Raw genomic sequence first — 18,895 nt, 5'->3', positions numbered from 1 at the left:
AACGTTAAGCTCAACTGATGATTTAACTTCTCACCGAAGAGTGAACAGAACTGTCCTTACCCAAAAACTATCGGTCTAACTCTTGCATAAGCTGATTTCTGGTAGAGCTAAGTAGCTGTGTGGCAATAAGAGGCGGGTGTTATAGCCAGTGAACGATTTTGAGGAAGGGAAGGCACTTTTCCCTTCAATGGACGGAGTGTGGATGAGGAGACGGTATGGCTTAACATCCAAATCAAGGTCAGCGTAGGATGTTTATTCACATTTTATCTCTTAGCTATGAAGTCAATCCGCAGAAATTTTCAGGTCCTTGGAACTGGAATTTTGAGCACGCTGTTTTTTGGCAGTCTGGTTGCTGTTAATGACCAGCTTGATTCAATGGCAACAGAGCATTCAGAAAAGAGGGTTGTTTCTCAGGTAAGGCGGGTCAACGATCCAGCAGAATTTCGTTTTAATACTGGTAGTAAACCTTTTTTTCCGCGATCGCTCGGAGTCTCTGACAATCCTTTTCCTTTCCGCACCATTATCGGGCAGGATGATCGGGTGCCGATGGTGAGCCGCAAGTTTCCCTGGTCTGCGATCGGTAGAATTGAAGGAGTTGCAGCCGAAGGTAAGCGCTATAGCTGCACCGGAACCCTGATTGCCAAAAACATTGTGTTGACCAATGCCCACTGTGTTGTGAATCCAAACACTCATAGAGTGAGCCGATCGCTCAAGTTCAAACCCAACCTGATCAACGGCGTTTTGCAAGATGAAGCCGACGTGGGCATTGTCCAGGCCTATTATTACGCCACAGACTTCAAGGGAGAAGCCGATGTAGTTGATGTCAACGACTGGGCTGTGCTGAAGCTTGATAAACCCCTGGGTCAAAAATACGGCTTTTTGGGTTGGAAGACGGCTCCATCCACCGAATTCATGAAAGTCTCTAAAAAGCTTGCCCTGGTCGGCTACTCCGCTGACTTTCCCAAAGCGCCCAAAAGCTATTCCGGGCTGGAACTGACCGCTGGACCTGGGCTAACCGCAGGGGTTCATCAGGGATGCAGCATTATAGGCGAAAAAGGAGGTCTACTGTTGCATGATTGTGACTCTAAAGGAGGAGCATCGGGTGGTCCGATTCTGACTAAGATTGATGGAGATTACTACGTGATTGCCCTCCATGCAGGCTGGCGAAAAGTCGATGGCAAGATCACCAACTACGCTGTGAAAATGTCTCAAATTGAGGACTGGCTAAATCGTTCCGCACAAAAGAACCAGTGAGGTGCAATGCAGAATACCCGTGAGGTTATTGGCATAAATCTGAAGCTAGAAGATGCTGTGCAACCAAGTTTGGAAAAGCAACGGTTCCTCCTTTCAGGGGTGACCTGGGAACAGTACGAAACCCTGCGAACCACGCTGGACAACTTTCTAGGTTTGCGGATGACCTACCTTGAGTGAATGCTAGAACTGTTTATGCTGTCTGAAGAGCATGAAGAGATTGAGACCACAATCGCCCGGCTACTGGAGTTATACGCCATCGAGCGAAATATCCGCCTCTAAGGCTATGCTCTGCGACTTAGGCTATGCTCTGGGACTTACCGTGAAAAAGCACGACAACCAGGGCTTGAACCCGATGAGTGCTATTACTTGGCAACCAAGAAAGAGTTTCCTGACATTGCGATTGAAGTGGTTGTTACCAGCGATTTGCTAGACAAGTTAGAAGTTTACCGGGGCCTGGAAGTGCCAGAGGTTTGGGTGTGGCAGGACAATCATCTTACCGTTTACCGACTTCGCCAGAATGGGTATGACCCATTCCCCATAGTGAGTTTTTGCTAGAGCTAGACCTGGATTTCCTGGATTTATTGATGCAATGTGTATTAATGCCTGATCAACAGGATGCCGTAATCGCATTTCGAGAGGCTTTACAGCAGGTCAACGGGAATTAGACCCTGGCACTCTATTGAAGGCATCAAGGGAATCAGGGGGTAGGGGAAGCTAGGTGTGATTCTGGGAAAGGGTGGGTAAAATAAGTCTGCCAGAAAGAGTATGACGCTCCCCCAGTCATAGGTATTCATTGATGATAGCCACACCGGATAGTCTGAAACTTGCTCTGCAACATCAGCGAGAAGGCCGGGCCAATGAAGCTGAACAGGTTTACCGTCAGATTCTTGAGCAACAGCCCGACTCCGTTGACGCTCTGAATTTACTCGGCGCGCTCGCTTACCAGCAGGGCAGGTTTCAGGAAGCGGTTGCTTGCTTTGAGAAGGTTCTGACCCTGCAACCCGACAATCCGGATTCCTATAACAGCATTGGTGTGGTGCTGAAGGGGCAGGGCAGAGCAGAAGAGGCCGTAAGCTATTACCGGCAGGCGTTGAAGTTGCGCCCAGACCACCCGGAAGTCCACAACAATCTGGGGAATGCGCTACGACAGACTGGCGAAATTGAAGCGGCGATCGCCGCCTATCAGCAAGCCATTGCCCTCAAACCGAACTATCCAGAAGCCCACAACAACCTGGGAGTTGCCCTGAAAGACCGGGGCCAGTTCGAGGAAGCGATTCCCCATTACCAGCAGGCGATCGCCCTCCGCCCCCATTATGCCGAAGCCTACCAGAATTTGGGAGTCGCTTTTCAGCGATCGGGCAGGCTGGAGGAAGCAACTCAGGCATACCAGCAGGCGATCAATCTGCGCCCCAACTATCCAGAGGTTTATAACAGTTTGGGTAACCTGCTCCAGCAGCAGGGACGGTTTGAAGAAGCGGTGGTTCAGCATCAACGGGCGATCGCCCTCAAACCCAACTATCCAGAAGCTCACCACAGTCTGGCAAACGCCTTTCAGCAGCAGAAAAAGCTGGAGGAAGCGATCGCCGAGTACAGACAGGCTTTAACCTTGCGCCCCGACTACCCAGAGGCGTGCAGTAATCTGGGCAACGCCTTACAAGAGCAGGGCAGGCTGGAGGAGGCGATCGCCCAATATCGACGAGCCCTGGAATTGCGCCCCAATTTTGCCGAAGCCCATAGCAATTTAGGAGCCGCCCTCAAAGAACAGCACAAACTGGAGGAAGCGATCGCTCATTTTCAAGAAGCGATCGCCCTGCGGCCCGACTATGCCGAGGTTTATAACAACCTGGGCAACGTCTACCAGGAGCAAAACCGGGTGGAAGAGGCGATCGCCTGCTACCGGAAAGCCCTGGAAATCAAACCCGACTTTGCTGAAATTCATAGTAATTTGGGCAATATCCTCCAGCAGGAGGGGCAGTTTAAGGAAGCATTTGACCATTTTCAACGGGCGATCGCCATTCAGCCCAACTATGCCGGAGCCTACAATAACTTAGGCATTGCCCTGCGGAATCAGGGTCGGATTCAGGAAGCGTCTGAAGCGTATGAGCAGGCGATTGCGATCGATCCCAATTTTGTAGAAGCCCACTGGAACAAAGCCCTCAATCAGTTGCTCGTCGGAAATTTTCGGGAAGGCTTCGCAGGCTATGAGTGGCGTTTCCAGTGGAGCCGCTTTCAAAAGCAAACGCCTCCCCGTTCCTATCCCCAACCCCGCTGGGATGGCTCGCCATTCGAAGGTAAAACCCTCCTCCTCTACGCCGAGCAGGGGATGGGCGACACCATCCAGTTCATCCGCTTTGCCTCCCTGGCTGCCGAACGGGGGGGGCGCGTGATTGTTGAGTGCCATCCTCCCTTAGTCGAACTGTTGAGAGTGGTCCCCGGTATCGCGCAAATCATCCCCTATGGCAGTCCCCTTCCCCCCTTTGATGTCCATGCCCCATTGCTGAGCCTGCCCTACATTCTCGGCACCACCTTAGACACCCTTCCTGCCAATGTTCCCTACCTCCCCCTCACCCCATCCCCCTATCACTCATCCACCTCTCTCCTCCTCTTCCCTCCCCCCGCCTCTCTCAAAATTGGCCTCGTCTGGTCCGGCAACCCCGAAAATCCCTATAACCGCGCCCGGACGTTTCCGTTAGAGCGACTGCTGACTCTGACAGATATTCCTGGCGTCTGGTTTTGTAGTTTGCAGAAAGAGCCGTCTGCCAGCGATCGCCCTCTGCTCCAGGCCCATCCCGAAGTACAGGATTTGCGGGAACACCTCACCAGTTTTATCGCTACTGCCACCTTCATCAACCAGCTCGATCTGGTAATTTCAGTCGATACGGCTGTTACCCACCTGACTGGAGCCATGGGCAAACCCGTCTGGTTGCTGCTGCCCTACGCTGCCGACTGGCGCTGGATGCTGGATCGAGAAGACAGCCCCTGGTATCCCACGATGCGCATTTTCCGGCAACCCTCGTTTGGAGATTGGGAAAGCGTCCTGGAACAGGTGCGTCAGGCTTTAGTCGAACAAATTGGAGGAATTGAAGCTGGGATACAGGAACACGTAGTAGCCCCAGCGAGCAACCTCCATCCACCACTCACCCCCCCATTCCCCCATTCCCCCATCCCCCCATCCCAGAGGAACTCAAGATCGCCATCCGCCATCAACAGGCCGGACGGTTGCGAGAAGCAGAACAGGTCTGCCATCAGATTCTTCAGCAGCAGGACCATCCAGAGGTCTGGCATCTGCTGGGACTGATTGCCCACCGGGAGCGCCGCTATGATGAGGCGATCGCTCACTACCGTCAGGTCTTAACCCGCGAACCCAACCATCAGGATGTGTGCAACAACCTGGCAGTGGCATTACACGAACAGGGAAAACTGGATGAGGCGATCGCCCAATACCAGCAGGCCCTCCGGCTCAAACCCGACTATCCAGATGCTCACAACAACTATGCCAACGCTCTACGAGCCAAAGGTCTGGTGGAAGAGGCGATTCATCACTACCGCATGGCCATTGCCTACAACCCTGGCTATGCCGATGCCTATAACAATTTAGGACTGGCTCTCTATGCCCAGGGAGAATTTAGTCAGGCAGCGGATTGTTACCGGCAGGCGGTTACGCTTCGTCCCAACTATCCCCAGGCCCATAATCACCTGGGCAATGCATTAAAGGAACTGGGCGATTTCAAACAGGCAGTAGAGCATTATCGGCAGGCGATCGCCCTGAAACCTGACTACGCCAAAGCCTACAACAACTGGGGCAACATCTTTCGGGATGAGGGCGACCTGGCAACGGCGATTCAGTACTACGACCAGGCGATCGCGATCGAACCCGAATTTGCCGAAGCCCACTGGAACAAAGCCCTTACCCTCCTGATTGGCGGCAATCTCCAGCAGGGCTTTGCCGAATACGAATGGCGCTGGCGGGTGAAGTTGCCATCCTTCCACCCCATGCGGTCTTTCCCGGCCCCCCTCTGGGACGGTTCTCCCCTTCAGGGCAAAACCATCTTCCTGCATGCCGAACAGGGGATGGGCGATATCATTCAATTTGTCCGCTATACTACCCTGGTTGCCGAACGGGGTGGAAACATCCTGTTGGAATGCCATCCCCCCCCCCTCGTCAACCTGCTCAAGCGCATTCCTCACATTCAACAGGTCATTCCCTACGGCAGCAGCACACCACCCTTTGATGTGCATGCCCCTTTGATGAGCCTGGCTTACATCCTGGGCACCACCCTGGAAACCATTCCGGCAACCGTTCCCTATCTAACCGCACCCTCCGAACCGGCCCTCCCCTTACCGGGGCAGGATCGCGATCGCGCCCTCCCCCCTCCCCCTCCCTCTCTTAAAGTTGGCCTTGTCTGGTCCGGCAACCCCGAAAATCCCTACAACCGATTTCGCACGATTCCCCTGACCCATCTCTTGCCCCTGGCCGAAATACCCGGTATTCATCTCTACAACTTACAAAAAGACCCTTCACCTGCTGATCTAGAACTGTTGGCTGCCCACCCAGAAATCTGGGATTTGCGAGAACAATTGACCGATTTTGTCCACACCGCAGCTCTGATTAATCAGCTTGATCTGGTGATTTCAGTTGATACCGCCATTACCCATCTGGCTGGGGCACTGGGTAAACCCGTATGGTTGTTGCTGCCCTATGCTCCTGATTGGCGCTGGATGCTAAAGCGGCAGGATAGTCCCTGGTATCCCACCCTGCGCCTGTTTCGCCAACCGTCCCAGGGAGACTGGGCTAGTGTGATGGAGCAGGTTAAGGGGGCATTGCTAACACAACTAGGGGCTGAAAAGCCTGGTCCGATTAGTTTTTCCCGACCTGTAGAATCTGGAATTCCCCAATCTGTTACTGCAGAGCCGACTGGCTTTAGAAAATCTCAGAAGCAAGAAACCAGGGGCAAGAAAAAACGAGAAAGGAAAGATGTCCCTTCACCGGCTGTCCTCTATCCCCTGCTCGAAACCGCTTTCCAGCAGTACACCTGCAATCAGCTTTTGGAGGCTGAGCGGACTTGCCGTCAAATTCTGGAACAGCACCCCGCCCAGGTTGAAACCCTTCATCTACTGGGAGTGATCCTATGCCGCAGCGGTCAGACGGAAGCTGCGATCGCCCAATTCCAGCAAGTACTACAGCAACAACCCGATTTTGCCGATGCCTGGTGCAACCTGGGCAGTGCACTCCGAGAACAGGGGCAAGTGGAAGAAGCGATCGTCCACTATCGCCGAGCGATCGCTCTCAACCCCAACCATGCCGATGCTCACTACAACCTGGGGATAGCCCTCCAGGATCAGGATGATTTAGAAGAAGCTCTTACCCACTGCCAGCAAGCCGCTGTTCTGAAACCCGATTTTGTCGATGCTTATTACAGTCTGGGGTTTGTGCTGCGCCGTCTGGGACGATTGGAGGAAGCGATCGCCAGCTACCGTCGAGCAATTCAGCTTGCCCCCAATTACCCCGAAGCCCACAAGAACCTCGGCCATGCCCTGTTACTGAAAGGCGACCTAGCAACTGGTTTTGCTGAATACGAATGGCGCTGGCAACAAAAAAACTGGTGCCCCCGCCCCTTCTCTCAGCCAGTGTGGGATGGCTCTTCCCTAAGCGGCAAAACCATCCTCCTGCATGCCGAACAGGGAATCGGAGACACCCTCCAATTCATTCGCTACGTCCCCTTAGTCAAACGCTACGGAGGGAAGGTCATTGTCGAATGCCAGCCCTCACTCCTGCGGCTGCTAAAAACAGTTGCAGACATTGACGATTTGATTCCCCAGGGTTCTCCCCTTCCCCCTTTCGATGTTCACGCTCCCCTGCTAAGCCTGCCTCACATTCTCGGCACAACCCTAGACACCATTCCTGCCAGCGTTCCCTACCTTCATCCCCCCCTTTCCCCCTCACCCCTTACTCCCTGTTTCAAGAGTAACAACCAACCACTAACCACTGATCTTCACCCTATCCTCCCATCACTCATCCCCCCATCCCCCCATCTCCCCTCTCCCCTCAAAATTGGCCTCGTCTGGGCAGGCAATCCCGCTCACAAAAACGATCGCCACCGATCCTGCAAACTGGAGTTATTTCAGCCCCTGTTAGACCTGCCGGGAATCTGCTTTTATAGCTTGCAGAAAGGGGAAGCCGCTGCCGATTTGCGACGCTTCCAATTTCCCATTCACGATCTCAGTACTGGGCTGGACGACTTTGCCGATACTGCCATGGCAATCGCCCAACTGGACTTGATCATCAGCGTGGATACAGCCGTTGCCCACCTGGCTGGGGCACTGGGCAAACCTGTCTGGCTGCTGCTATCCCATTCGCCCGACTGGCGCTGGATGCTGAATCGGCAGGATAGTCCCTGGTATCCCACTCTGCGCCTGTTCCGCCAGAAGCACCCCGGCGATTGGCAAAGTGTGTTTGAACAACTCCGAGAAGCCCTCCAGGAATGGAAGGAGGCAAATACAGCAAGTGGATTGGAGCCAGAAATTTCTTCTCCCCGCAAAACTCAAATTACAATCACCTGGCAACCAGAACTTATCTCCAGCACGGGTGTTTACGGACTTTACCTGACCCTTCAGCTTCTCAAGCATCCCACCTATGAACCAATAATCTCTGAAGCCACAGACATTCAGTCACTCACCCCTCTTTATCGGGAACTCCTGCGTCCGGCTCTTGCCAGAACTAAAAATTATTCAACAGAATCCGTTAGTCAGGTAGCCATTCACATTTGGCTAGATTCCCTTCCAGACGCTCCCTTACCAGAACCCATCAACAGCGACCATTCCGTGGGACTATTCCTGGCAACCAATACGCACCTTACGCCCGCTGCGATCGCCCATGCCAGAACCTATACCCAACTCCTGACAGGCTCAACCTGGAGTACCGAAATTCTCCAAAGTCAGGGACTCCATCCAATCCAGATTCCTTTGCAGGGGATTGACCCTACCCTGTTCTACCCTGGTTCAAAGGCGAATCTGTTTGGCGATCGCTTTGTCCTCTTTGCGGGTGGTGAACTCACCTACGTTACAGGAGCGGATATTGTTATTTCTGCCTTCAAAGCCTTTCAGAGTCGCCATCCAGAAGCCCTCCTCGTCACGGCCTGGTACCAGACAGGTGCCGCCCCAGCAGACAATCATCTCTTGCAGCATAGTGAGTGGATGGGTAGATGGGTGGATGGGTGGGTGGGTGCGATCGCCCCAGAAAACAGCCATCTTCTGCACCTGCCAGATAAGACTCAGAATAAGCAGGGGCAGTTCAGCCGATGGCTTGCAAAAGAACTCCCTCCAGATTCCTTCATCGATCTTGGAGCGGTGCCCTATCCCCAACTGGGTCAAATTTTGCGTGAAGTTGATGCCGCACTCTTTCCCAGTCGGTGTGAAGTAGGCATGAATCCGATTGCGATCGCCAGTTTGGCCTGCGGAGTCCCTACGCTCCTTTCTGCCAACACCGGGCATCTCGATCTCATCCGCCATAACCTCGGCTACCCACTCCGCTCTCAACGAACTATCGTTCCCCCCACCTCCATGGGTGCTACGACAGGTTGGGGCGAATCGGATTTTGAAGAAATCGTTGAAACCCTGGAATGGATTTACACTAATCCTCAGGAAGCAGCCTATCGGGGCACTGCTGCCGCTGACTTTGTCCAAGCATGGACCTGGGAAAAACAGATTCAGGCGTTGATGGATGCAATTACGAAGTCGAACTTCAAAATGGCGAAAAACTAATCCTTCCAGACTCAATTGCTGAGAAAATTGGTGCTGGACGTTGGCTTATTACGATTGAACCTGTGTCAGAGGATTCCGCAAAACCAATTCGTAGCCATAGTGCTTTCCTAAATGGCTATGCAACTGATATAGCGGTAGTCATTATGGTTAGGACGGGGTGCAGGGGTGGAACCCTGGCTGGGGGCAAAGCTCCCACCCCCCTTTAAAACCAATTTCCTAAGCAACCTGGTGACAGCTACACAAGCGGGGTTAGGCTAAAAAAACGTCCGGTACTGATTCTCTGGCTTGATGACAATAAAGAACATCACAAAATAGAAAACATTCCATTTCTGCTATGGCAACTCATCTGGATTAATTCCCGCCTCCTGTAGTTTCTGGAGCAAAGTCTCCAATTTGGCTTCAGCCTGTTCAGCCCGTAGACGTTCAGCTTCAGCCTGCTGTTGGGCTGCTTCAGCCCGTAGACGTTCAGCTTCAGCCTGCTGTTGGGCTGCTTCAGCATCAGTTGGCAGCCATTCACCCCGGGCATCGTACCAGCGCAGCCACAGCCGCTCTATCCCCTGATAACTGCCGTGCCACAACCCCAGGCCAATGTTTAAGTCTGGCATCCAGATTTTGGGTTCTGGCAACGTCAGTTCTTCGTAGTGACTTCCTTTCAGCACAAAGGCTTTGAGATGGTTGGTGTAGCGATCAAAAATCACATAGTAGGGCACACGCAGAATTTGTTCATACACTTCCCATTTGGTGGGAGGTTGGTCTTCGCCTCGTTCGGTCTGTCCCAGGTCTTCCTTCTCAGTTCCAGGGGACAACAACTCCACAACCACAATAGGAGCAATCCCTTCCTGCCAGATGACGTAGCTCAGGCGTAAATCAACCTCATCATACAAGCGAGGCACACCAACAACAGCGAACCAATCCGGGCGTTTGTGCCATAGAGGATGACGGATATCATAATAGAGGTTCATATCCGTGCCAGTGAAGATCTGATTGGGCAAATAATCAATCAGTCGGAATGTGGCACTGAGCAGTTGCGGCTGCAAATCATGAAACTCATCCGGCAAACCAGGCTCCTCCGGATCTTCGCTGGGTAGATCATACATGGTTGGCAGCGTTTCTCTGGGGGAACGCGGCGGGTCGGTTTGCTCAACGGGATACTTGAAGTTCAACACGATAACTTGAGGTCAATGAATGTGCTTAACGTTTATCATATGCTGCCCGATTTGAAAGCATGATCCCCCTTGCTATGCTAGGTTTAACCATTCCAAATCACGGTATCTGCGAGGCTACACCTATGGTTTCCCAACTGCCAGCAGTCTCTTCAACGGAGGTCATCTACCCCGAAAGTGACGGCAAGCCAATGGCTGATAACACCAAGCAGTTTCGCTGGATTGTTGTGATTCAGCAGAACCTGGATTGGCAATTTGCTAATGATCCCAATGTATTTGTGGCAGGAGACTTACTCTGGTACCCGGTTGAGGGAAAACCCAATATCGTTACAGCCCCCGACGTGATGGTGGTATTTGGCAGACCCAAAGGTGATAGGGGCTCTTACCAACAGTGGAAAGAAGCAGGGATTGCTCCTCAGGTCGTGTTTGAAGTACTTTCTCCCAGCAACACCCGAACTGAAATGGAGAAGAAACTTCTGTTTTACGATCGCTACGGAGTTGAAGAATACTACATCTACGACCCAGATACCAATGAACTGCGTGGCTGGTTGCGGGGAGAAGATGGCTTGGCAGTCATCGAATCAATGACTGACTGGGTCAGTCCTCAATTAGGAATTCGATTTGATCTATCCGGTGAAGTTCTCCAGATTTACCATCCCGATAGTAGCCCCTTCTTGAGCTACACCGAAATTGCTGAACAGGCCGAGCAGGAACGTCAACGGGCCGAGCAGGAACGTCAACGGGCCGAACAGGAACGTCAACGGGCCGAACAGGCAGAAGTTGAATTGGAGCGGGAACGACAGCGATCGCAAACTCTGATCGAGCGACTTCGAGCCATGGGCATTGATCCAGAAGGAATCGACCCGAATCAACCAATCTAGTACTCTAGAGTGAGATTTATTTGTTTCTATCTATTCACCAAGATCAAAATCGGCAAAACTACCTGTGCTTGACTTGAAGCTGATTCGAGAAAAACCTGATTTTGTGCAGGAGCGGCTGAACCTGCGCAACGGCGACTATGATATTCAACCTATCTTGCAGCTTGATGAACAGTGGCGCAAGTTGGAGAGCGATCGCTCTCAGCTCCAGGCACGCAGCAATGAAGTCGGCAAACTGGTCGGCCAAAAAATGAAATCGGGCAGTAAGCCCAACGATCCTGAAATTCTGGCCCTTAAAGAAGAAGGCAACCAGATCAAGGCAAAGTTGAGTGATCTGGAACCGCAGGAGAAAGATCTCAAAGCCCAGATTGACGCCTTGCTATTAACCCTACCCAATCTGCCCCATCCCTCTACTCCCATCGGCAAGAACGAAGCAGAGAATGTGCAGGTTCGGCAATGGGGCGATGAGTACAAACCAAAGACTGAAGTCCTCCCCCATTGGGAAATCGGAGAAAAACTCGGCATTCTCAATACTGAGCGAGCCACCAAAGTTGCCCAGACCCGCTTTGTCATGCTGTTGGGCGCGGGGGCAGCCCTGGAGCGGGCACTGATCCAATTCATGCTGGATCAGCAAATTACCGCTGGTTACCTGGAGGTGTTACCTCCATTTCTGATCAATACCCAGTCACTGACTGCAACCGGTCAACTGCCGAAGTTTGCGGAGGAAAGCTTCAAGTGTAGTGAGGATGATCTATGGTTAGCCCCAACCGCAGAAGTTCCCGTTACTAACCTCTATCGGGATGAAATTTTGTCTGCGGATCAGCTTCCCATTTACCACTGTGCCTATACCCCCTGTTTTCGGCGAGAAGCAGGGAGTTACGGGCGGGATACCCGTGGGCTGATCCGACTGCATCAATTCAACAAGATTGAGTTGGTCAAACTGGTTCATCCCAACACTTCCGAGCAGGAGCACCAGACACTCGTGCAAAACGCAGAGGCAATTTTGCAGGCGCTAAAGCTGCCCTATCGGATAGTTGAACTTTGTACGGGCGATTTAGGCTTTGGTGCTGCCAAATGCTATGACCTGGAGGTGTGGCTCCCTTCGGCAGGCACTTATCGGGAAATTTCGAGTTGCTCAAATTTCTGGGACTTCCAGGCAAGGCGGGGGAATATCCGGTTTAAGGAAGCAGGTCAGAAGGGAACTCAGTTTGTCCACACGCTGAATGGGTCTGGTTTGGCAGTGGGTCGCACAATGGCGGCCATCCTGGAGAATTACCAGCAATCGGATGGAACAGTGAAGGTGCCAGAAGCGTTGCAACCTTATTTAAACCGAGCAGTATTATAGGGCTCCTCAATTGGCAGAGCGTTCGGCACCAGGTTCATCCAGAGTCTGGGTGAAATCCATGTTTTCATACAGATCGGCGATCGCCCCCCGGAAATTGACACTTGCCAGATAAACCTCTTGCCCTTCTCGGTAAACATATTGGACCCAAAGTCCTTCGGCATTGCGCCGAAAGCATTCAATTCTCATTCGTGTTTGACTGATAAGCAAGTAGCCAGGCGCAATTAAATTAAGGATAATTTCGGGGGTGGAGGGGGTGAAACCCCCTGCCTGGGGGCGCAGCCCTCATTCCTTCTTCTTATCATTCCTTCTTCTTACAATTAATTGGGTGGAGCTACTTAATAGATGTTCAACGCTTGAATATGGCCTTCATATCCGACGAATAAATCAAACAGCCACTTCCCCCTGAGATAGCTGTTTAGCGCTGAAACCAGATTGATGCCAATCCGCACATGGGCATCGCTACCAACCACCATGGCGTAGGTCAGCCCATTTCTGTATTCGTGCCGAACTGAGCTGGTCAATTCTGTTTCCAGATATGCCTCTGGAAAGAGATGGGTTGGTGAGAGATCTGCATTCACAGCCTTGTTCCCGCCACCCTTCTACCGTAGCCTCTAGAATAGATAGAACATCTAACAAAATATTTCAGATTCTTTACCTATGTCAGTTTTGGCAGCGATCGCCGTCCTTGCAGTTCTGATCGTGGTTCACGAACTGGGGCACTTCATGGCAGCCCGACTCCAGGGCATTTATGCAAACCGCTTTTCCATTGGCTTTGGTCCCATCCTCTGGAAATATCAGGGTTCAGAAACAGAATATGCTGTTCGGGCATTTCCCCTCGGTGGGTTTGTGGGCTTTCCAGACGATGACCCGGAAGAAAATGGCATCGATCCCAGAGATCCCAATCTGCTCAGAAATCGTCCAATTCTGGATCGGGCGATTGTCATCAGTGCAGGGGTGATTGCCAACCTGATCTTCGCCTACTTTCTGCTCGCGATTCAGGTCGGTACGGTTGGTGTACAGAACTTCAACCCCCTGCCCGGCGTTGTCGTCCCCGAAGTCAGGTCCGAGTTGAGTTCGGCAGCAGCCAAGGCCGGTATCAAGCCCGGTGACATTATCCTAGCAGTGGATGGTAAAGAATTGGCCGCCTCTCCAGAGTCCACCAGGGTTTTGATGGAAGCCATCCAATCCAGCGCCAACCAACCAATTGAGTTGAAGGTGCAGCGCAATGGCAAGGAATTGCCAGAACCGCTTATTGTGACACCACAGGTTTCCGAAGACGGAAAAGCCCGGATTGGCGTTCAGCTTGCTCCCAATGGCACAATTGAACGTCGCCGTGTAACCAGCCCTGTGGAAATTTTGAGCCTGGCGGCAGGGGAGTTCCAGCGGATTACGGTGCTGACCCTGCAAGGCTTTGGTCAACTGATTACCAACTTTGGACAGGTTGCTGACCAGCTTTCTGGTCCAGTGCGGATTGTGGATGAAGGTGCCAAACTTGCCCGTTCCGATGCTGCCAGTTTGTTCAGCTTTGGAGCGCTGATCAGCATTAACTTGGCGATCATCAATATCCTGCCCCTGCCCGCGCTGGATGGTGGGCACCTGGCCTTTCTGTTGATTGAAGGACTGCGTGGTAAACCTCTCCCCACCCGAATCCAGGATGGAGTGATGCAGACCGGTTTAATGCTGCTCCTGGGCCTGGGAATTTTCCTGATTGTTCGTGATACGAGCCAGTTAGAGTCTATTCAGAAATTGTTTCGATAGTCTAAGAAGCCAGAAGCCAGGAGCCAGGAGCCAGAATACTGACTTCTGGCTTCTAGCTTTAATTTTTTTCTTCTTTTCCCCTTCGCCTTGGGGTGGAAAGGCTCCTGCACCTACCAATCCACTCTACTCCTCCTCCCACTCCCCACTCCTAAATCCCCTGCCCCCTATCCCATCCCTGCCCTATGAGCATTACCCGCAAACTCGCATCCAAAAAGCAACGGGCGATTGAAATCCTGCTTCGGTTGAAGCAACTCTATCCCGATGCCACCTGTTCACTAAATCATGAAACGCCGGTTCAACTGCTGGTCGCGACCATTCTGTCTGCCCAATGTACAGACGAACGGGTGAATATGGTAACGCCAGAACTATTCCGGCGATTTCCGGATGCTGCTGCGATCGCCGCTGCCGATCCGGCTGAAATCGAATCACTGGTTAAATCCACCGGGTTCTACCGCAACAAAGCGAAAAATATCCAGGCCGCCTGCCGCATGATCGTGACAGAATTTGGTGGTGAAGTCCCCCGGTTAATGGAAGACTTGTTGCGCTTACCAGGGGTTGCCCGCAAAACCGCCAATGTGGTGCTGGCCAATGCCTTTGGAATCAATATGGGCGTCACCGTTGATACCCATGTCAAGCGGCTGAGCTACCGTCTTGGGCTAACTCAACATACCGATCCAATACGGATTGAACGGGATTTGATGAAACTACTGCCCCAACCGGATTGGGAAAACTGGTCGATTCGGCTGATTTACCATGGTCGTGCGGTGTGTAATGCCCGTAAGCCCCTGTGCGATCGCTGCCTCCTTGCCGATCTTTGCCCCTCTGCGATTCTGCCGCAAAAACCGCTTGCCACTAAACCTGAGATAACAACAGAAACCCCAGATGATGCCCCCTTAGAAGTCGAAGAAGCACTTAAGTAGGTAGCCATCATTAATTGGAAATTGGAAAGGAGGGAGTGGGGGCTGCGCCCCCAAGCAGGGGTTCACCCCCTCCACCCCCTTGGCAGACTACTGTACAGCACGGCAGGAATACGGATACCATTCTGGCTCCCTCCGACTCCCCACTCCCCAACCCAATGGTTATTGGACTTATGCTATCGTCCACTAGCTACTTAAATAAAAATCAAATCACCAACTGCGATTCAAATTTGCTAACATACAAAATTGTGTCTTTAATTGAGCAACGGGACGGTACATGGCTAAGAAAAGCATGGTTGAGCGGGAAAAGAAACGGGCAAAGCTCGTTGAGAAGTATGCGAAGAAGCGCGAAGAACTGAAAGAGCAGTTTGCTAACGCCACTTCTCAGCAGGAGAAATTGGCAATTCATCGGCAGATTCAGCAACTTCCCCGCAACAGTGCACCAAACCGGAAGCGCAATCGCTGCTGGGCCACCGGGCGTCCCAGAGGGGTTTATCGCGATTTTGGATTATCTCGAAATGCTTTGCGGGAAATGGCCCATCAGGGGCTGTTGCCTGGTGTCGTGAAATCAAGCTGGTAAATTACCTACTGTCCACAACAGTGATCAATTCCAAGGCTATCTAGCAGCAAATCACTGACTGCGTTAGCCACGGCAAATTCACTGAAGAAGCTTTCGGAGAAGTCAAAGCTTTCCATCTCGGTGACGATCGCCATTACCAGTGAACCAAGGTCATTTTCTCCCTCCATACGCTGCCGGATAAAAATCTGGGCAACTCGTTCTGCTATTTGTTGATTGACCTGCTCTGGAATAAATTCGTAATCCAGCCAGCCAAGTAAAGCAAGGCGCAACCATTCTCCCTCTTGTTGAGGATTGCGGGCGGGGGGCAAGGTAATTGGCGGAATCGGTTCGGCCATTAGCTCACAGGATCTTTTCCCATCTGCTGTTTTGTACCATCTCTGGCACTGAACATCTTTCACCTGGATAGCTACAATTTTCCCACATTCGTTTGCTATAAAGCATCTAGAGGTCTATTAAGTAGGTAGCCATCATTAATCGTAAAGGGGGAAGTGGGGGCTGCGTCCCCAGGCAGGGGGTTTCACCTCCTCCACTCCAAAATTATCCTTAATTTAATTGCACCTAGCTACTTACTTATATAGTGAGCAATAGTTAGTGAGCAATAGTGAGCAGAGTTATAATTCCCCATTGAGCGATCGCGGCTATGATATTGCTTCCATCATCCAGGGATACGCCCAGGGTTACTTTTTGATGGCAGACGAGACGAATGGTGGAATTGGATGGTATTCCAGTCGTCAACGAACGTTAATCCCCCTGGATGAACGATTTCGCTACCCACGATCGCTGCGACGGATTTTGAACCAGAACCGTTTCACCGTTGCCGTCAACCGGGACTTCACCGCCGTGGTCGAAGGTTGTGCCAACCGGGAAGTCACCTGGATTTCCAATGAACTGAAAGAAATCTACCATGCGTTACATGAAACTGGTTGGGCCCATAGCTTTGAAACCTGGCAGGGCGATCGCCTCGCTGGTGGCATCCTGGGAATTGTTATTGGCGGTGCTTTTATCGGGGAGTCGATGTTCTTTCAGATCCCCGACGGCTCAAAAGTAGCCCTGGTGAAGTTAGTAGAGCGCCTGCGGGAACGACAGTTTATCCTCTTTGACGCCCAGATGATGAACCCCCACTTAGCGCGATTTGGTGCTTACATCATTGGTAACCAGCAATACAAAGATCTGCTGAGGCAGGCTCTGGAGTGCCAGTGTTCGTTGGAGTAAGGGGGAAGGAGATGGATGGATGGGTAAGTAGCTAATAGCATGTGGCAGGTGGTAGGTGACAGGTCCCCTCACACTTTGCGTTCGGTAACGAGCGTCAAGCTGACCCACTCCCCTTTGCTGTTGTAGCTGCGAACGATTCGCTGGCGCAAATCCGGTTGCAACAGCCAGCCCATTTCCAAAAAGATGGGTTGTCGGGGCTGAATCTGGAGCGGGCACATGGAAGAAGCGCCATCCGGCAAGAGCAGAACCCGATTTTTCTGAATACCTGCTTCAAAGTCGAGAATGGCACCATTGATTTGAGCGGTGGAGGTAATGGTGCGATCGCCGCCATAGAACAATTGCTGAAGCAGGCGATCGCCCTCCCGTTGTAGCTGGAGTTTTGTAGCGTAGGTATCGGGATTACGCCAATCAGGGTACAAAGTAATGGCTTCCCCTTGCCATTCGCCGATCAGGTCATCCAGTTTTAGGGGCGGACGCTCCAGGGAATCCGTACCTGCTAGCTTTTCGCGAATGAGGGTTAGTTGATCCAACCGACTTTCCTGGTTGAAAAGCTGAACCAGCCGGAGGCGACGATTTCCATCAATCAACCCAAATTCTGCCCCAAATTCTGAGAACGGGCCAAACTGAATCGACCCTTGAGAAAAAGCACCATTTTCAAAAAACAGAATACTGCGGCTAAGGGAGCGATATTCCAGCACCCGCTCCTCTGAACCCGGAATCAGCCGTTTCACAACCTGACGAATCATCTGGTTATTGTCCAACCCCTCCAGGGAAACCACCGTCGGAATATCCTCCAGCAGTTCACCTTGAGGCGAAACTCGGGTAAATGACCCCTGCCACTCTCCTAAATTCTCCAGTAAGCACTCCCATTGGGATTTCATCATTTTGAACGTTCAATCCTTTCGCCCTTAATCTCTCTCCTTTCACCCCATCCCCCCCTTTCGCCTCAGATGCAAAACTCAGAATTCATCCACCCATCTTTCATCGGAGTGCGATTCGCCGCACGGCAAACAAACTTCCCATCACCCCAACTGAACTGCCGAAACCAAGCAACACAAGGGGTAGGAGGATAGTTCTCAGTGGGCTGAGTTGCAGTCCATTTGCCAGAAATTGAACAAATTCGGGTTGCTGGGTGAGCAGGTTGGTCAAAAAGTGCTGGATGCCAGCGATTAAGCCCCAGGAAATAGCTGCTCCTGCCAGTCCAAATACCACACCCTGCAAAATAAAGGGTAGATAGATCCAGCTTGTGGTTGCGCCTACCAGTTGCATCACTTCGATTTCCCTGCGACGGGCCATTACAATCAGCCGGATGGTGGTAGTGATGACGGCGATCGCTGTCAAGGTCAACAGAGTAATAACTGTCAGGCTAATCCAGCTTAAACCCTGGTTGAGTTGGGCTACTCGCTTCACGGCCTCATCCACATACTGCACCTCATCCACTCCCTGCATTTGCTCCAGTTTTTGAGCGAGAGCAGGAACTTCCTCAGATGATTTTGCTTTGACCTTCAACTCATCCACCAGGGGATTGCCCTCCAGTTGCTTGGTAGCCCCATTGATATCGGATACCCCCAGATCTTTGATCAGGTTTGCCCATGCCTCTTCCTTCGGAATTGCTCGAACTTCCGCCACTTCTGGCATTGCCGCCACCACAGACTTGAGGTCGGTTGCCTGCACTCCCGTATCCAGGTAAGCAGACACTTCTAACTGACTACCAAATCGATTCAGTAGCCCCTCCAGGTGCCAGGAGGTTTGCAGGCTGACTCCAAACAGAAACAGCAATACCGTTACCGTGCTGACAGCAGCCCAGTTCATCCAACCACCCCGCCGCAATCCCAGGAGGGTTTCGCGCAACAGGTAGTCCAGTTTGGTCAGAAATTGAAACACAGGCACATCTCCAATGGCATTCAGTCTGATTGAGGCTTATTGAAGGGGCGTCGCTGCTGAATTTGGGTATGAAACAGGTGCTGTATGCTCGAAACCTCGTTTCGAGGTAGACCTAACAAGGTAATGATGTGCAACTAGCGCCG

17 protein-coding genes are annotated in these 18,895 nt (G+C 52.0%); 11 read left to right on the top strand and 6 right to left on the bottom strand.

Annotated elements, in window-relative coordinates:
• The first annotated feature begins 276 nt into the window (after positions 1-276).
• The 5 genes from P4D80_RS17095 (at position 277) to P4D80_RS17075 (ending at position 9,015) form a co-directional block, all read left to right on the top strand.
• Positions 277-1,254, top strand: a complete 978-nt coding sequence (locus P4D80_RS17095) for a trypsin-like serine peptidase (RefSeq protein ID WP_421655216.1) — start codon at positions 277-279, stop codon at positions 1,252-1,254.
• A gap of 6 nt (positions 1,255-1,260) precedes the next feature.
• The gene (locus P4D80_RS17090; protein ID WP_421655215.1) at positions 1,261-1,431 is read left to right on the top strand and encodes a hypothetical protein; all 171 of its coding nucleotides are present in this window, start codon (positions 1,261-1,263) and stop codon (positions 1,429-1,431) included.
• A gap of 111 nt (positions 1,432-1,542) precedes the next feature.
• Positions 1,543-1,809, top strand: coding sequence for a Uma2 family endonuclease (locus P4D80_RS17085; RefSeq protein WP_421659553.1), 267 nt, complete (start codon positions 1,543-1,545; stop codon positions 1,807-1,809).
• 241 nt (positions 1,810-2,050) lie between these two features.
• Positions 2,051-4,552: a tetratricopeptide repeat protein gene (locus tag P4D80_RS17080; protein WP_421655214.1), complete on the top strand. Its 2,502-nt coding sequence runs from the start codon at positions 2,051-2,053 to the stop codon at positions 4,550-4,552.
• On the top strand, positions 4,474-9,015 hold the full coding sequence (locus P4D80_RS17075) for a tetratricopeptide repeat protein (protein ID WP_421655213.1): 4,542 nt from the start codon (positions 4,474-4,476) through the stop codon (positions 9,013-9,015). The genes P4D80_RS17080 and P4D80_RS17075 overlap by 79 nt, the downstream gene beginning before the upstream one ends.
• A 332-nt stretch (positions 9,016-9,347) precedes the next feature.
• On the opposite strand, the gene P4D80_RS17070 is transcribed toward P4D80_RS17075, so the two are convergent.
• The gene (locus P4D80_RS17070) at positions 9,348-10,178 is read right to left on the bottom strand and encodes a Uma2 family endonuclease (RefSeq protein WP_421655212.1); all 831 of its coding nucleotides are present in this window, start codon (positions 10,176-10,178) and stop codon (positions 9,348-9,350) included.
• A 125-nt stretch (positions 10,179-10,303) separates the two neighbouring features.
• Here P4D80_RS17070 and P4D80_RS17065 point away from each other — a divergent pair, with 125 nt between their 5' ends.
• Together P4D80_RS17065 and serS are read left to right on the top strand one after the other, a co-directional pair.
• Positions 10,304-11,059 (top strand): Uma2 family endonuclease, encoded by a 756-nt coding sequence (locus tag P4D80_RS17065; RefSeq protein WP_421655211.1) that lies wholly within the window; start codon positions 10,304-10,306, stop codon positions 11,057-11,059.
• Positions 11,060-11,123: 64 nt separating this feature from the next.
• On the top strand, positions 11,124-12,401 hold the full coding sequence (serS, locus tag P4D80_RS17060) for a serine--tRNA ligase (protein WP_421655210.1): 1,278 nt from the start codon (positions 11,124-11,126) through the stop codon (positions 12,399-12,401).
• 6 nt (positions 12,402-12,407) lie between these two features.
• Here the strand turns inward: serS and P4D80_RS17055 are convergent, their stop codons facing one another.
• Complete coding sequence (locus P4D80_RS17055; RefSeq protein WP_421655209.1) at positions 12,408-12,587, bottom strand: hypothetical protein; 180 nt, start codon at positions 12,585-12,587, stop codon at positions 12,408-12,410.
• A 149-nt stretch (positions 12,588-12,736) separates the two neighbouring features.
• Positions 12,737-12,979, bottom strand: a complete 243-nt coding sequence (locus tag P4D80_RS17050; protein WP_421655208.1) for a hypothetical protein — start codon at positions 12,977-12,979, stop codon at positions 12,737-12,739.
• 79 nt (positions 12,980-13,058) lie between these two features.
• Here P4D80_RS17050 and rseP point away from each other — a divergent pair, with 79 nt between their 5' ends.
• From rseP to rpsN, 3 genes are all read left to right on the top strand, one after another.
• Entirely contained in the window at positions 13,059-14,159 is a 1,101-nt protein-coding gene (gene rseP, locus P4D80_RS17045) for an RIP metalloprotease RseP (RefSeq protein ID WP_421655207.1), read from the top strand.
• A 182-nt stretch (positions 14,160-14,341) separates the two neighbouring features.
• Positions 14,342-15,079, top strand: a complete 738-nt coding sequence (nth, locus tag P4D80_RS17040) for an endonuclease III (RefSeq protein ID WP_421655206.1) — start codon at positions 14,342-14,344, stop codon at positions 15,077-15,079.
• A gap of 274 nt (positions 15,080-15,353) precedes the next feature.
• On the top strand, positions 15,354-15,656 hold the full coding sequence (gene rpsN, locus P4D80_RS17035; protein WP_421655205.1) for a 30S ribosomal protein S14: 303 nt from the start codon (positions 15,354-15,356) through the stop codon (positions 15,654-15,656).
• Positions 15,657-15,661: 5 nt separating this feature from the next.
• On the opposite strand, the gene P4D80_RS17030 is transcribed toward rpsN, so the two are convergent.
• The gene (locus P4D80_RS17030) at positions 15,662-15,991 is read right to left on the bottom strand and encodes a hypothetical protein (protein ID WP_421655204.1); all 330 of its coding nucleotides are present in this window, start codon (positions 15,989-15,991) and stop codon (positions 15,662-15,664) included.
• Between the two features lie 256 nt (positions 15,992-16,247).
• Between P4D80_RS17030 and aat the strand changes: the two genes are divergently transcribed.
• Positions 16,248-16,868 carry a leucyl/phenylalanyl-tRNA--protein transferase gene (aat, locus tag P4D80_RS17025; protein WP_421655203.1) on the top strand — a complete coding sequence of 207 codons (621 nt, stop codon included), beginning with the start codon at positions 16,248-16,250 and terminating at the stop codon, positions 16,866-16,868.
• 68 nt (positions 16,869-16,936) lie between these two features.
• Here aat and P4D80_RS17020 read toward each other — a convergent pair whose 3' ends face one another.
• Both P4D80_RS17020 and P4D80_RS17015 read right to left on the bottom strand, forming a co-directional pair.
• Positions 16,937-17,752: a DUF3598 family protein gene (locus tag P4D80_RS17020; RefSeq protein WP_421655202.1), complete on the bottom strand. Its 816-nt coding sequence runs from the start codon at positions 17,750-17,752 to the stop codon at positions 16,937-16,939.
• 97 nt (positions 17,753-17,849) lie between these two features.
• The gene (locus tag P4D80_RS17015) at positions 17,850-18,752 is read right to left on the bottom strand and encodes a cell division protein FtsX (RefSeq protein WP_421655201.1); all 903 of its coding nucleotides are present in this window, start codon (positions 18,750-18,752) and stop codon (positions 17,850-17,852) included.
• Between the last annotated feature and the right edge of the window lie 143 nt (positions 18,753-18,895).

This window comes from Leptothermofonsia sp. ETS-13 (assembly GCF_049200465.1).
Taxonomy (GTDB): Bacteria; Cyanobacteriota; Cyanobacteriia; order Leptolyngbyales; family Leptolyngbyaceae; genus Leptothermofonsia.
The sequence above is the reverse complement of the archived record's forward strand: the minus strand, read 5'-3'. Positions and strand labels throughout refer to the sequence as shown.